This is a genomic window from Synechococcus sp. BDU 130192 (genome assembly GCF_963876085.1).
Lineage (GTDB): Bacteria > Cyanobacteriota > Cyanobacteriia > Cyanobacteriales > MRBY01 > MRBY01.
Genome location: NZ_CAWNNO010000007.1, coordinates 30,075 through 44,898 on the forward strand (window position 1 = coordinate 30,075; position 14,824 = coordinate 44,898).

Genomic DNA, 14,824 nt, shown 5'->3' on the forward strand with positions numbered 1-14,824 from the left:
CTCTGGAATGGAGAGTTTTTTATTGGGCCGAAAAATGTTTAGACTGCCCGACAATCGAACGAACCCGGTAGATGGGCCGCCCCTGGGATTCGTGGTAGGTGCGGATCAACAGTTCCCCCAAGAGGCCAAAACCAAAGAGTTGCACCCCGGCTAATAAAAGGATCGCTACCAGGAGCAACAAAGGGCGATCGCCAATCGCTTGGCCCAAAAAGAGCTTGAGGAACGATAAATAGCCCCCCAAAATAAAGCCGACGAGCATAAAAATAATGCCGAGGTAGCCAAAAACGTGCATCGGGCGGGTGAGGAATTTTTTCATAAACCACACCGTCAGCAAATCCAGCAGCACCCGAAACGTCCGGTCTAGGCCGTATTTACTGCTGCCAAACTGGCGGGCATGGTGCCGCACGGGAATTTCAGAAATAGTCGCCCCTTCAATAAACGCTAGGGCGGGGATGAAGCGGTGCAATTCCCCATAGAGATTCAGATCTGCCAAAATTTCCGTCCGGTAAGCCTTGAGGGAACAGCCATAATCATGGAGATTGACCCCCGTTACCCGACGGATCAGGGCATTGGCAATTTTTGAAGGGAGAAGCCGCGTCCACTGGTTATCCTGTCGTTCCTTGCGCCAACCGCTGACGAGATCATAACCTTCGTTCATTTTTTGGAGCAGGTTGGGGATATCCGCCGGATCATTTTGTAAATCTGCATCTAGGGAAATAATGATCTCCCCTTGGGCGTGTTGGAATCCCGCTGCCATTGCTGGAGTTTGGCCGTAGTTACGCCGCAAAATAATTGCCCGTAGATCTTCCCGTTCGGTGGCTAATTTTTTTAAGAGTGCCGTGGAGCCATCCTTCGAGCCATCGTCCACACAGATAATTTCGTAGGCATAGTTGTGGGCTTGCATCACCGAGGCGATCGCCTGGATCAGGTGCGGCAGACTTTCCACTTCGTTGTAGATGGGCACCACAATCGATAGGGTTTGGGTAGTGGCAGGCGCTTCGGTGATCGGGGCTGGGCTAGACATCAATGGTGGTTAAATTTGACAGGCTAAGGACGGTGGGGCGTAACTTTCCATGACACGACCAAAGCCACAGAGGGTCTGGTGGTAGGCGCGACTAATCATGTCCCACGGCTCCCAGAGGCGATCGATGCCAATGCCATTGCGGCCCATCTCGATGCCGGAGCTATGGATATAATAGCCTTCTCCGAGGTACAGGGCGACGTGATCAATGCGTTGCTCTTTGGCAAAGAAAATCAAATCGCCGAGTTCCAGTTCTTCTTGGGAGATAGGCTCCACGAAATCCCCCTGTTGATAGGAGTTGCGCGGTAACCAAATCCCCTCGGAAGCATAGGCCGCCTGGATAAACCCAGAACAATCATAATTCGGCGCAGTAGTGCCCCCCCATAGATAGGTATTACTCACTCGCTTTGCGGCGTGGGCAAAGATCAAAATATTTTCCATGCGCGCTTCGATTTCTGGTCGGTCAACCGGGACAAATTCGTAGGGTTCTTCGGCGACTTCGAGGTGTTGTAAATCTGCTTTTTTGAGCCAGGTACAATAGCCATCTTCGACGGTCATCACCCGCACAGCCTGGTCTGTTTCTTTATTGAGCATTTGCACCCGACGACCAGCGGCAGCTTGGGTACCGAGGGACTGACATTCGACGTCGTCATATAGATCGAGGGTTTGCAGGCAAAAGTATTCACCACTGGGAGAAGGGGACAGTTGCATAGATTTCAAAGGGGTTAGGGGGGATGGATGCGGGAGGAGAGAAATCAACGGTGCAGCCGTCTTTGCCGCCTATTCTATCCTGACCTCGGCCTGGTGCAGCGATAATTGGAGGCGATCGCCATAGGTGAGATCCAGAATCAGGGGAGCAAGGACTTCGAGGGTGGCAGGGGCTTGGAAATGGCCCAGTTTCGTTTCAGGGTGCGGGTAATAAATTAGGCCATCATACCGCTGCTGGCGGTGCTCAATGTAACAGGGACTAAAAGAAAAGGTCTCTGGGGGAAAATCCGGGTGCCATTGCAGATTTGTGAACGTATAACGGGGTTGAATCAGAGTAAAGGTTTTGGGCGCAATGGAAATATTGAGAGTACCCGGAAAATAACCGGATAAATCTAGGCCCAGGTTACGAAAATGAGGTGTTTGCAGGGCAATGGTACCCGCTTCGTAGGGACTGTTTTTCGCTTGCCCCGAAGCCACTTGATGACCCCGTGTAAGCAAGCCCGTCACCGTTTGCCAGGTCATGGTTTTAATCCCGCTGGTGGGAAAATTGGTAAGCCCCCACAAACGCTAGGGCGATCGCCACCCCCGCCAAAATAGGAATCGCGTGCCAGGGAAATTCCGAAAGGGGTAAATAGGCCGCCGCCCGCAGTCCGGTGGTGGTGTAGGTCAGCGGGATGCAATAGACAATCGCCCGGAACAGACGGGGTAAAGTTTCCGGGTCGAAAAAGGTCGCCCCCAAAAAGGACATCGGCACGATCAAGAAATTATTAAAAATCCCCACACTTTCCAGGGATTTGACCCGTAGACCGACAATCACCCCTAACCCCGCAAACACAGCGCAGTTCAACAGCAGCAACAGAATGAACAGAGGATTGATAAAGCTAAAAACTTTGCCCGTAAAAAGGATTGCCACAATCAGCACCGACCCTGCCGTCATCAGTCCCCGCAGGATGCCAGCCATCATTTTCCCTAGGTGTAAGGCGAGGGGATGGACGGGCAACAAAAGCAGTTCTTCAAAGGTTTTGCTGTAGAGGCGATCACCACAGATCGAGAAGGTTGTCCCCCCGAAACTAATGGTCATCGAAGACAGGGCAACCATCCCCGGCAAGATAAATTCTAGGTAGGTATCCCCGGCGGGGGGAGTAATCGCTTGATCTAGGGCGCTACCGAGTCCCAGACCAAAGGCCAAAATGTAGATGAGTGGCGAAACCAAACCCGTTGCTGCCACCTGTTTGAGGCGCACCCGCAACTTTAACCAGTCCCCCCAAAAAACACCGAGGGTATCACCCCAAAGATGGGCTAGTTCAGAGCGTTGACGAGGCGGTGGGGTCGTGGTGGTGCGGACTTGATCGGAGACGGCTTCTAGGTTAGTCACGGTGCTTTTTAGGACAACTTTACATCGCTTCACATTATCGAATTTTAGGCGAACTTGCTAGGGTTCATCATTTAGGTAGCTAATGATTCGGGGCTAGATTCGTAAACCAAATCAAACTGCCATGGGCCTTGAAGGATTTGGCATAAACGAGGTACTATTGTAAGCTGTGTCGATTTATAGAAACTTATATGCCTAAATTAAAGACTCGCCGTGCAGCTGCGAAACGATTTAAGCTGACTGGCAGCGGCAAGAAAATCGCCCGTCGCAAAGCGTTTAAGAATCACCTTTTGAACCATAAGAGTTCAGAACAGAAGCGTCGTCGTCTGTCTGGGATGGCCCTCGTGGACAAGAGCGATGAGAAAAATGTTCGTCTAATGCTTCCCTACGCCTAGAGACAACGAACGGTAGAAACTGTCTGGTTTCTGAAAAATCGAGAGTTTTATTACTTAAATTATATATAGGTAAAGTTTATGCCAAGAGTAAAGCGCGGTAACGTCGCCCGTAAGCGTCGTAAAAAAATCCTTAAGTTAGCGAAAGGTTTCCGGGGTTCCCACTCCAAGCTCTTCCGCACTGCAAACCAGCAGGTCATGAAGGCACTCCGGAATGCCTACCGCGATCGCCGCAAGAAAAAGCGTGATTTTCGTCGTCTGTGGATCGTGCGGGTTAATGCCGCAGCTCGGTTGAATGGTCTGAGCTACAGCAAGCTTACCCACCAACTCAAAAAAGCGAACATTGAGATCAACCGGAAGATGCTGGCTGAACTGGCTGTTGTTGACCCCCAAGCTTTTGCCCAGGTGGTTGAAGTGGCAAAAAGTGCCTAGACAGTAACACCATTTCGTCGGTTGTGGCATTATTAAAAGTGAAGAATTGAATTAGCCCCCAGAGTAGCCATTCTGGGGTTTTTTTGTTAGGGGGAACTCATGGCGCGCGGTGGAGTATTTGGATATGGGTTGGCGATCGCCGCTAGCTTCTTTTTCGGGGCAACATCTTTAACCCAAGCCACCCCCCTCGAAACCATCCAAGCACGGGGGATTCTCCGGGTCGCGGTCAAGGAAAATGTGCGGCCCTTGGGATTTCGGGATGAAGCGGGAAATTTACAGGGCTTGGAAATCGATATTGCGCACCAACTGGCGGCGGAATTATTAGGCGATCGCCAAGCGGTAGAATTGATTCCCCTCACCAACCAGGAACGCCTCGATGCGGTGCTGACCGGGGAAGTGGATCTCGTCATTGCCCAACTCGGTCTTAATGCTTCCCGTCAACGGCTCGTGAATTTTAGTCCCTACTATTACCTCGATGGGATTGGCTTCGTGACACGGGATCGTGAGATCCAATCCCTAAATCAAATCAGTGATCAACGGGTCGTTGTCCTCGAAGGTTCCGAGGCGATCGCCGCCGTGCGCGCCTATTTCCCTGGAGTCACTCTCGTTGGTGTTAACTCCTACCAAGAGGCGTTAAATTACCTCGAAAATAACGAAACCGCCCTCTTTGCAGGGGATCATTCCGTCCTCACGGGCTGGGTACAGGAATACCCAGAATATCAACTCCTCCCCGCTTGGCTCACGGGAAATCCTTTGGCGATCGCCTTTCCCAAGGGAAGACAACACCAAAGCCTGAACCAAGCCCTCCAGGAAACAGTAACCGATTGGCAAAATAGCAATTGGTTAACGGAACGTATCAATCATTGGGGCCTGCCCTAAAGACCTGATACACTAGCAAAGCCGAACCCCATAACGACTGCGGAGTCAGTGGTCTGGGTCATCATAAACATCTTTTAAAGCATTTTATCTATCAAGACATTTGCCGTTATGGATCAAGAGTTTCTGCCAATCTTTTACCTGTCTATCCTCGTTGCTCTGCTAGGGGGATTAGCCTTTTTTCTATTCCGTCAAGTTATTAAGACCCGCCGCGTTGAAAATACCTTTTCTAAGCTACAAACCAAACTCAAGCAAGGCTCTGGCACTGCCAAAGAATATTACGAACTCGGTAGCCTCTACCTCGACAAAAAACTCTACGTACAGGCGGCCCAACTGCTCCAAAAAGCACTGAAGGTAGAAGACGAGTTGGAACCAGAAAATCAGGCATTAGTATATAACGCCCTCGGCTATGCCTATTTCGCCCAGGAACAATATGACCTCGCCATTCGCCAGTACAAAGCAGCCCTAAAGGAAGTCCCGGATTACGTCACAGCTTTAAACAATCTGGCCAATGTGTACGAAAAAAAGCAAATGACAGCGAAAGCCCTGGAAACCTATGAACTTGCCCTAAAAGCAGAACCAGAGAATAAAACAGCGAAAAAACGGGCCGAATCACTCCGCAAACGGTTTGTTTCTCCTTAGACCCCCCTCTGACTGGCGGCATCTCCCCCAGGGGCCACCCCTCTAGCTCCCCTCTAGGGGAGAATACGCCTTCCGGCCTTCGGCCACTTTCCCCAGGGAAGGATGTGCTGGGGTCTTTTTTGGCGGCTGAATTATGAATTATTTTACGCGAGCCCGGAAGCGGATATAACCATAGGCCGCACTTTGTACAGTCGCTAAATTGACTCTGATAATGCCACTAAGCTCTGCTTGCTGTTCTGGAGTTAAATCGTTATCAACACCTGTGCAACCTGTGGCTTCAGTGTATGCTGAAAAAAAACGACCGCGATCGCCATCAGCAGCACTTGTCAGATAGACATCCGAACCTAAATTCAGCTTAATACCAAGGTCCTCTGTGGAAGTTGCACCATTATCAACAGGCGTAAAACCATCATAACTATCTGGAAGGTACGTTAGATACCTTGACAAAGGGTCACAGATTTTGACTTCTGCAGCGGTACTTATTCCTTTATTCAAAAAGTAAATAGTGTATTCCACTATATCGCCTGGGGCAGCTTCTGTACTAATTTCACCAACAACAAAATTAGCTGGCCACATTTCATGATTAGTTCCATCAGAGGGAATAATAGTCGAGAAATTGGTGATATTTCCATTGACAGCCGTGATTTGTGTAATCCGTTTTAACAATAACAATTGCGGCAAAATATTACGAATCCCAAAATCTCTACCTTGAATATTATTACTACTATTAAAAAGATCCGTCTCTAAAGGACTAGTCGCCCCCCAACCTGATGGTAGAGAAGCAGCAGGGGCGGGATTTCCCACAACGGCAACACCGGTACTTAAACGAATTCTGACATTTGTATTAAATGGGACATCATTAAAGGTATAAGTGCCATCTGGTTGAACTGGAGCACTCGCAAGAACATTACCATTACTATCCACCAAAATTGCCTTTAAAAGGCCATCAGCATTTGTTCCTACTTCAGAACCTGTTTGAATATTTGTAAAAGTGTTATTGGCAGAGTTGTCAACATCATTCCAAACTGTACCACTTAAAAATTCATCATCAAAGATCGTGTAAATAGAGCTTGTAATCGGCGCTGCACCACAAGTAGTCGTGGAGAGATTGAAAAACTTGGTAGGATCTGCATTGATCACAAATTCAATTGTTTCATTTCCCTCTGACTCCTGGTCTTGAATAATTTCAATTGGAATATTGATTAAGCTTCCTGTTGCTGCTGTGCCATCATAGTTTCCGGCAGGGATATTAAGAGTAACGGTATTACCAGTAGAGATAAAACCCCCTTGAAACTGAAAATCCAAACCTAGTGTTGCGGTACTGGATGGCTGGACTGTGATGGTAATGTCCAAACCAGAAGAACCGACCAGACCAACTACCCGAATTTGAGGAGGATTGGTTGTGGGAACTCCTTCGGACTCCGGTGCATTGCCCGTCTGTGCTGCAATTTCAATGACGGGCAAACCCGCAAACTGAGTATTATCAATAAAATTACCGATTGTAAGATTGCCACCAGCCGTGGAAATTGCCTCAAAACCGACCGGAATAGTGCCACTTACCCCTGTATATCGCAGGCTACCAGAATACCGTACCCATCCGCCTCCAGGGAGTGTTAATGGGTTTGTTGTAATGTTTGCGACATTGCTTGGTGAGAGGGTTGTGATAGAACGAGGATCCCCATCACTGGCTGTGCCAAATTGAACAGCTCTTTGGTTGTTGACAACAAAGCTTGCCACATCTGCAGTGCTTGCACTACTTCTACCACGGTGATTAACAGAAAATGTAATTGTTTCCCCATTAATTAAACAAAGATTCTGAAAAAGTTTGGAGTTTGCTTCTGCATTAAGTTCTGCAAAAACATTGCCATTCGGTGGAACTACGCCATTGAAGTTTCTGGTCCATAACTCAATTAAGTTTGCCCCCGTCGGAGAAACACTAAGATTGGGGTTGACATAACCAGAACAATTACCACTTCCATTAATTCGAGGATGAGTAGTACTCCATCCAGGAACACTAGTCTGATCAACTTGAATAAAGCAATTAGTGAAGCTACTAATTGTTGTTATGCCTGGAGATGTTGGCTTGGCAGGATAGGGCGTTAAATTTTGTTCGAAGCTAGGATTCAAAAATGACCGCTGGATAAATTGAGCTTGTGCGGTTTGAGGGAGAATACTAATAGAGGCGATCGCCCCAATAGTTATTGATAAAGTTTTTGAAATTGTTTTTCTTTTCGTGCTTTTCATTCTTTATCAGCTAGCTTTATTAATGACAGAAGAAATTTTTGAGAATTGAAAAAGTCTTGAACAGTCTAGTTGACATTATTAATTTCTCATTGAGAATTTGGATTTATAAAACGATCAAGATCAATGCGTTGTCCTAGATCACGGCTCCGTTGGCGACCACTAATTTGGAACAAATCATCCAGACGATTCAAATCTTCACTGAGGAGGAAATAAAGCGCTGATTCTAAACGGCGAATTTCTCTAGCACTGAGGAAGTTCGAGGTGGGTTCGAGGGCGGGAAACTCAGGAGTGTTTTCATCTAAACGGCGATCGCCAAGGATCAGCGGTTCGGTATTGGCATTACCAAAGAAGAAACTATCATCAGTATCGAGGCGGCGGGCCTGGATCTCACCCCCAAAGACCGCATCATAAATTTCGGGGGCGAGGGCCTGGAGTTCACTCTCGCTCAACTCATCTAAACGGCGATCGCCTAAGATCAGCGGTTCGGTGGTGCTATTCGTGATCAACTCATTGGCTGCTGATTCATCCAAACGGCGATCGCCCAGAATTTGCGCCTCTGGTTGGGGTCTGGGCTGGGGTTCGCTGCGGGTAAGGAGCCGTTCTGTCGGGATCTCTGCAATGGGGTCAGATTCTGGCATCAAGCTCGTGACAAATTCGGTGATCGGATTCATCGGCGTAACGTCGGCAAGGAGGAGGGTATCGGGATCAGCAAGTGGCACAAAACCGAGGATCCAGTAGGGCAGATAGGTAAAGTTGGGGTTGAGGTCAGCATCGGTGCGGTTATAGGTTTGGACTTGGAGATTTGTATCATCGGGGGTAAAGGTGGCCTGGGATAAGTTCAATGAAAAACTTTGGGGCCGTTCCTGGCGAGAATTGCGATTCACTGTACTGGTGGTGTTTTGGGGGAGATCAGGCGGTAAAGTCGCTAATTGGGGTAATTCTGTGTTGATTAAGTTACCCACAATGGGATTGCCACCGAGCTGGGTAGAAATGGCCTGGAAGGTAGCAGCAGTACCACTCAGGGTAAAGGTAATCGGCTGTTCTGGAACTTTGTTTGGGGAACTGTTGCCTAGGGATCGGAGCGTCAGGCGATCGCCACTGATCCCCCGACTGAGGAGATATTGGCGGGCGGTTTGCAGACGACGGGCTTCGAGATTATCGGGGGTCAGTTCAGCCAGGGGCGGGAGGATGCCTTGGATATCCAATTTTAGGTCTGAATATTGACCCAAAACAGTGACCAAACTATCGAGCACCATTTGTCCTTCCAGGGAAACACTGGTTTTCCCCCGCTCAAAATCAATGGCCTGGGACACATCTAAGCGCAGGGGTGTTTTTAAAGCCGCTTGTAAATTAGCATCAGGCTTGGGGGCTTCGACCATTAATTTGCGGGTTTCTGGCACAGCAGCAACGGGTTGCTGGCGACCAAAATCAAACAAACTGTCCAGCTTGAGAGTAACCCCCGCATACAAACCCCCATCCGAGCGACTGCCAGAGAAATCCCGATCATTGTTCACCCGACCAGAACTGTAGCCCACCGCAAAGCGGAGATTTGGTGTCGCATAGTAGCCCACCTCCGCGAGCCAACCCATTTCGCTATAGCCTGCTGAATGTTGATTAATCCAACGAATCCCGCCAGTCAGATCAAACTGTCGGTTGAGGAGATAAGTAGCCCGGAGTTGGGCGAGGGTCGCAGAAGTCGTTGTTTCAAAGTCTTCGGCGAGCTTGATGGAGGAATGGCGATAACCGAGCTTGCCGTAAAATTCCCAACGGTAGTTAGGCGCATAGATCGTCTCGGCGGCAAATAAATGTTCCGTGACGTCGTTCCCCCTGCCCGTGAGGAGGGTTTCGGGGATAGTGTTCGGATTTTTGCGATATTCATAGCGGAGGAGGGCGTTAAATTTATCCTCGTAGGGATTGCGGTAGGCGAGACCAACACGCAGTTCTGTGGTGGGAGGTAAACCACGGGTGGCTTGGCCTGCGGCGAAACGTCGGTCAAAATTAGCGAGGGCTGTCAGAGACGGCGATAGTTTGCCCCGGACAGAAGCTGTGATGTTACTGGTGCTGCTGCCGTTGGTATTGCGGAATTCGTAGCCCGCTTCGGCTTGGAAATTTTCACCATCGCCCCCACCTCGATAGCGGCCCCGGATACTCAGACTATCGCCCCCACGTAGGCCGGTCGAACGGGATGCTCCTTGACCCACTGCGCCATCACTACCCACAAAAAGATTACCCACAACTTTCTCGTAGGCAAAATCGAGGTCAAAATTTTTGAAGACGGCCCAGTTATGTTTAATGCCAAAGGTCGCTGCATCCTGCATCCCTGTACTAAAGCGTTCCATGTCATAACGGGCGCTGAGGATGGTGTTATGCCAGGGTTTGTATTCGCCAGTAAGGCCAATGCTGGTGGTGCTTTGGCCAGCGAGGGTACCGCTGTGGTACCAGTTTTGGTTCAGGTTTAGGTTGACGCCCTGGGCGATCTTCCAGTCCAGGCCAATTTGACTGCGATCGCTAAATACGGCATCAGATTCCGCCGAGAGGGTGGTTTGGTTGAGGAGGCGCAGTTTAAGGCGATCGCTGAGGGGCGTTGTGAAATTGGTACGCAGTTGGGTAGAGCTACCGTCGTTTTCAGGGTTGAGATAATCAAGGCGATCGCGGAATAACAAATCCACATTCAAATTCGCTTTGCCGAAACGCTGGGCGAGGCCGGCGGTGATGGTGGTGAGTTCGTTGTCCACCAGTCCAGTGGGAATCCCCTCTTGGCCGGCGTTGATCAGATCGCCGAGGGTAACGATGGGGCGAATATTCACCCCCTGATTTTTTTCGTGGTCGTAGTTAAAACGCAGTTGGGTGCTGGGGGAGAGCTGGGCATTTAGGTCAACGCCATAGCGAGTCTGGCCGGGGACAAAACTAATGGTGGAACGGTTGGCAAAACCGGTGTCGGCATGGCGATAGTAGGCCCGCCCGGTAAAACCATCGGCAAATTTAGCATCCAATTCAAAGCGGTAAGCGGAACCAGAAACATTCCCTAATTCGGCGGAACTATTTTGGCTCTGGGCGTATTCACCAATAAATTTGTAGTTTTCACCGAGGTGAATTTGAGCATCAACCCCATAAACTTCGAGATCTCGCTCTCCTTGGTCTTCACGGAAGTAGGTCGCCCCGATCCAACTGGCTTGCCCTGGGTCGCGGTTGAAATGGTAGCGTAGTCGTCCGGCATATACTTTATTGTCTTCACCGCTTTCATTTTGGTAGGTGACAACAATCCGCCGCACAAGAATTTCGCCGTTGTCGCCTATTTCTGTGCGTAGTACAGGATCGTTAAAGACAATGCTGCCCCGGTCGTAGTCAATTTCGTAATCTTGGCCCCGGAATAGGCGATCGCGCCAAATAATCGTACCGGGTCGTTCGAGTTCCTCTAGCTCAAAGTAAACTTCTTCACTGCCGGGGACTACGAGGCGTTGGGTGAGGAAATAAAAACCGCTCGTGCCATCGGGGAGGAGGGTATCCCGCTGGAAGGCTTCTCCGCCCTGGCTATAGAGGGCAGAAATTTGCAGATCGCCAAAATTGTAGTTGAGTTTCGCGCCGTTGAGTTGGCGACTGAGGGCAGTGAACTCCTGGGAAGCGGTGGCAAATTCTGCACTTGTGCCGTAGTCCCCCCACATGATGTAGTCGGGGTCAGTCACGCCTTCAATATCCGGAGTGCGTTCGAGGCGGAGGTAGAGACTGTCCTGGGAGGGGGTCAGGTTGCGGACGGTGGAATTGTCGCCATAGGTCAGATAAGGTTTTTCGATGGTTTGGTCGGCGCGAAAGAGGCGGTTGGTACAGGTTTCGCAAGCTTCATTCAAAGGGCGATCGCCATTGAAAGCTGCTGTGAAGAGCCAATCCCCAATCGTACCTGTGGCAAAGGCCGCGCCATCCACATCAATGACGGTATCGCCGTCAGCATCAGGGTTGAGGAAATCGCGATAACTACTGAAATAGTCCGTATTGTCTGCCCCGACCCGGAGGTTGATTACCCCCGTCAACAGGCTAGGACGGAGGGCGGTTTCAAATTGGACTTGGGTATAGGCTTCTAGTTCAAAGAGGCGGGCGCGAATTTGGACGGGGCCACTGTCAAGGGAGGATTGGAGGGTGGCAGTAAATTCCCCATCCTTGGCATCCACCTGGAAACCCGGTGCTTCAGGCCCGGCATCTTCTCCAAGAAATTCGCCGGCGGTGGCTTCGAGGGTAATCCGACCGCCCCCACTGGCCCGGTTGCCATTTTTATCGAGCAATATCCCTTGGATTGTCACAGGCGATCGCCCATCGGCGGGCACCCGCGTTTCAACAGTCGAGAGCCGTAAATTTGCCACATCCCCCGGCGCTTGGACTTGGATTTCATTGCTAACCGTGGTGCCATTGAGGGTCGCCGTCGCCTTGAGGGTATTCTCCCCAGGGCTAAAAATCACCCCGTACCAGGTTTGACGCACCATCCCCGTACTACCATTGGTTTCCAGTTGGCCAATTTGATTCGAGTCAATTTCGACACTATTAACGCTGAGGGTGGTAGTGCTGCCCGCGGGCACTTCGATCACGACGGCACTGGCATTTTTCTCTAAAATTGTCCCCGACCCAGGGCTAATAAATTGCACCGTGGGTTGGGCGATCGCCGTTGGCATTGGAGTAGACTCAATAACCGGCGTCAGGGTCTCCCGACTGTCTAGCGATTCAGTCGCCATGGGTACAGTCGGGGATGATTGGGCCAGTAGGATTTCTCCCTGGATCTCACTTGCTGCAGACGGTTTATTGAGGATCGCTTGAAACTCAGTTTCCTGGGGGCCTGTTGGCGTCTGGGTGGTTACAATACCGTTAATTTCAGCCGTTGTCACCGTTGGCGTTTGGGCCATTACTTCAGTAAACCAACCACTGAGGGCCAAAATTAATGTTGTTAGGGGAACGGAGAAGCGTTTTTTCATTCGTCTTCTCCAGGGATTAAAGGCGTTACGGCAAAGTTCATCCGAGCCATGCCACCGGGTTCAAGGCGCACTGTGCGACTATAGGTGCGGTCTTCGGCAATGAATTTTTCGTTAGGGGCGGGGGCATAACCGGGGACACTGGTCAGATCCAAGACCCCTGCATGCCAACCGGGGAGAACATTGGCAACGGAAAACAGGCCATTTTCATCGGTGACAATGCGGTTGCCATTTTCCATAAAGACGACGGCGTTGGGGATGCCGGGTTCACCGTACTGTTGTTCCCCATCGAAATTTTTGTCTTCAAAGACTCGCCCAATGATTGTGCCGAGGTCGGAAATTAAGCCGTTGCGAATCCCCACGTTGTAAACAGCGGGGCCATCCCGGACGGTGAAATTGTTGTCTTGGCGATCGCCGGTGACAAAGGCCACATTGCGCCCATCACCCCGCAGGGCATCGGGGGTAACTTCTACGGCATAGACAATGCGGGCCAGGGGGTTATTTTCGGGAGGGGTTCCACCGGGTAAGGGCTCTTGAAATGTAAAGGTAATATCTCGACCATTTACCTGGGTTTCCAGAATCGCCGGATTTTCGCCAATGATCCCTTGCACGGAATCTTCAATTAACTGGAAGCCGAGGGGAAGGCGATCGCGTACTTCAACATTTTCTAAACTGCTTGTGCTGAGATTATTGATACTCAGGCGATAAACAGCAATGCCTCCAGGTGTAACGGTGGCGCGGTCGGCGGTTTTTTGGATGGCGATCGCTTCGTTCTGACAAAGAGTTGCAAAGAATGTAGTGAACACAACTAGGGCATTTCTTTCGGCACGGGGAATGGTGATCTCCTGATTCATCATCGAAGGATTATCCAGACTCAGGGGAAGACCATCGAGGGCGTTGGCTACATAGGTAAAAGAATTTGGCGCAACTGCTGTAATCCGAATTTGGATCCGGCGCTCATCCAGGAACGAGCCAAGCGGTGGCCGAATCAGCAAAATATATGTAGCATCAACAGCAATCTGGTCATTGCGTAGTAAGAAATTAAACTGGCCCCGCAAGTCTGGGTTTCCTAGAGCCTCGGTTTCGCCTAAGTCAAAAGGATTTTTATTCTCAGGGTTAACATTCACGATGCCTGGGGGGAAAGGCGGAATGCCATTAGGGGAAGGCTCAAGGACGAGTAAAGGGCCAAGCTCTGTTTGTAAAGGGCCAGTTGCTTCGTATAACGCGATCAAAAAGCCACGGTAGTCGGCGAGGGGTTCCCCGGCACAACCGACCACTCGACCCAAGGGATCTGTAAGCAGTCGCGAATTGTCAAAATCAAGGACGATTTGATTGGTGTTGACGCTAAAAGTCGTATCACCCGTCTGATAGCTGGCTCCGGCCCGGTTAAAGAGGGTAACGGTGTCTGTCGTCTCTGGGGACTGGGCCAAAACCAAAGGCATACCTAAATTCAAGCCAACGCTAACTAGGGCGATCGCCGCTGGCGATCGCTTGAGGATTAGTCGTGAATGGTCAAGAAAATTAGGCATTAAAAAAACTCTGGCCGACGAAGGCCTCCAAAAAAGTAAAGACCAGTGAATGTTTGACGTTTATTGAACGCGGACTTGGTACTGGCCATTCACGCTAGCCCTTGCAGGGACAGCATTTTGGAAGGTCCAACGCACATGGGTATAGCGTTCCGCTGGGGCCGGGCGCGTTTCCACACGACCATCGGGCAAGGTGACGCGAATCGTCGGGTTGGCACTGTAGGTTTTGCCGCCATCGATGCTGTAAGTGATTGTTGCGCCACCCACAGAGGCTGCTGACCCCATCACATAGACAGTATTGGCGGGCAGATCATCGGTAAGGACGAGACCGGAAATGGGTTGTTCGGTGCGATTGTTGCCGCTGACGGTGTAGCGAATGGTGTCGCCGGGTTTGACCCTGGGGGCGGGCCGCATAAAACCACCCTCTAGGCTACGCCAGGCAACTTTTTGTTCACCACGCCAATTTTTTTCGATTACCCGCAGATGGCCAGCTAGCTCAACATCAAGGTTCTGCTGGGTTTGGGCGAGGACAGGCTGGGGAGAAATTTGGGGCATCGTCTGGGGAACAACGCCAATGCCTAAGGAAATACCAGCCAAGATTGTAAAAAGAGACTTTTTCATGATCCAGGAAAGCTTGTTGTAAATGAAGGATTGAATGG

At 50.3% G+C, this 14,824-nt stretch carries 12 protein-coding genes; 4 read left to right on the forward strand and 8 right to left on the reverse strand.

The window, feature by feature from the left end; translation table 11 throughout:
• Positions 1–19: 19 nt before the first annotated feature.
• The 4 genes from AACT35_RS02930 to AACT35_RS02945 form a co-directional block, all read right to left on the reverse strand.
• The gene (locus AACT35_RS02930; RefSeq protein ID WP_099239106.1) at positions 20–1,024 is read right to left on the reverse strand and encodes a glycosyltransferase family 2 protein; all 1,005 of its coding nucleotides are present in this window, start codon (positions 1,022–1,024) and stop codon (positions 20–22) included.
• A 9-nt stretch (positions 1,025–1,033) separates the two neighbouring features.
• On the reverse strand, positions 1,034–1,732 hold the full coding sequence (locus tag AACT35_RS02935) for a C40 family peptidase (RefSeq protein ID WP_099239108.1): 699 nt from the start codon (positions 1,730–1,732) through the stop codon (positions 1,034–1,036).
• Between the two features lie 69 nt (positions 1,733–1,801).
• Complete coding sequence (locus AACT35_RS02940) at positions 1,802–2,251, reverse strand: hypothetical protein (RefSeq protein WP_099239160.1); 450 nt, start codon at positions 2,249–2,251, stop codon at positions 1,802–1,804.
• Between the two features lie 4 nt (positions 2,252–2,255).
• Positions 2,256–3,104, reverse strand: a complete 849-nt coding sequence (locus AACT35_RS02945; protein ID WP_030006594.1) for an ABC transporter permease — start codon at positions 3,102–3,104, stop codon at positions 2,256–2,258.
• A 188-nt stretch (positions 3,105–3,292) separates the two neighbouring features.
• On the opposite strand from AACT35_RS02945, the gene rpmI reads away from it, so the two are divergent.
• From rpmI to AACT35_RS02965, 4 genes are all read left to right on the forward strand, one after another.
• The gene (rpmI, locus tag AACT35_RS02950; protein ID WP_065711104.1) at positions 3,293–3,496 is read left to right on the forward strand and encodes a 50S ribosomal protein L35; all 204 of its coding nucleotides are present in this window, start codon (positions 3,293–3,295) and stop codon (positions 3,494–3,496) included.
• Positions 3,497–3,574: 78 nt separating this feature from the next.
• The gene (gene rplT / locus AACT35_RS02955; RefSeq protein ID WP_012307780.1) at positions 3,575–3,925 is read left to right on the forward strand and encodes a 50S ribosomal protein L20; all 351 of its coding nucleotides are present in this window, start codon (positions 3,575–3,577) and stop codon (positions 3,923–3,925) included.
• 99 nt (positions 3,926–4,024) lie between these two features.
• Positions 4,025–4,804 carry a transporter substrate-binding domain-containing protein gene (locus AACT35_RS02960; RefSeq protein ID WP_099239110.1) on the forward strand — a complete coding sequence of 260 codons (780 nt, stop codon included), beginning with the start codon at positions 4,025–4,027 and terminating at the stop codon, positions 4,802–4,804.
• A 108-nt stretch (positions 4,805–4,912) separates the two neighbouring features.
• A complete protein-coding gene (locus tag AACT35_RS02965; RefSeq protein ID WP_012307776.1) occupies positions 4,913–5,443 on the forward strand; it encodes a tetratricopeptide repeat protein in 531 nt (176 codons plus the stop codon).
• A 138-nt stretch (positions 5,444–5,581) separates the two neighbouring features.
• Here the strand turns inward: AACT35_RS02965 and AACT35_RS02970 are convergent, their stop codons facing one another.
• From AACT35_RS02970 to AACT35_RS02985, 4 genes are all read right to left on the reverse strand, one after another.
• Positions 5,582–7,687, reverse strand: a complete 2,106-nt coding sequence (locus AACT35_RS02970) for a DUF11 domain-containing protein (RefSeq protein WP_099239112.1) — start codon at positions 7,685–7,687, stop codon at positions 5,582–5,584.
• A gap of 86 nt (positions 7,688–7,773) precedes the next feature.
• Positions 7,774–12,642 (reverse strand): hypothetical protein, encoded by a 4,869-nt coding sequence (locus AACT35_RS02975; RefSeq protein ID WP_099239114.1) that lies wholly within the window; start codon positions 12,640–12,642, stop codon positions 7,774–7,776.
• Entirely contained in the window at positions 12,639–14,168 is a 1,530-nt protein-coding gene (locus AACT35_RS02980) for a DUF11 domain-containing protein (RefSeq protein WP_099239116.1), read from the reverse strand. The genes AACT35_RS02975 and AACT35_RS02980 overlap by 4 nt, the downstream gene beginning before the upstream one ends.
• A 60-nt stretch (positions 14,169–14,228) precedes the next feature.
• Entirely contained in the window at positions 14,229–14,786 is a 558-nt protein-coding gene (locus tag AACT35_RS02985) for a DUF11 domain-containing protein (protein WP_099239118.1), read from the reverse strand.
• Positions 14,787–14,824 lie beyond the last annotated feature (38 nt).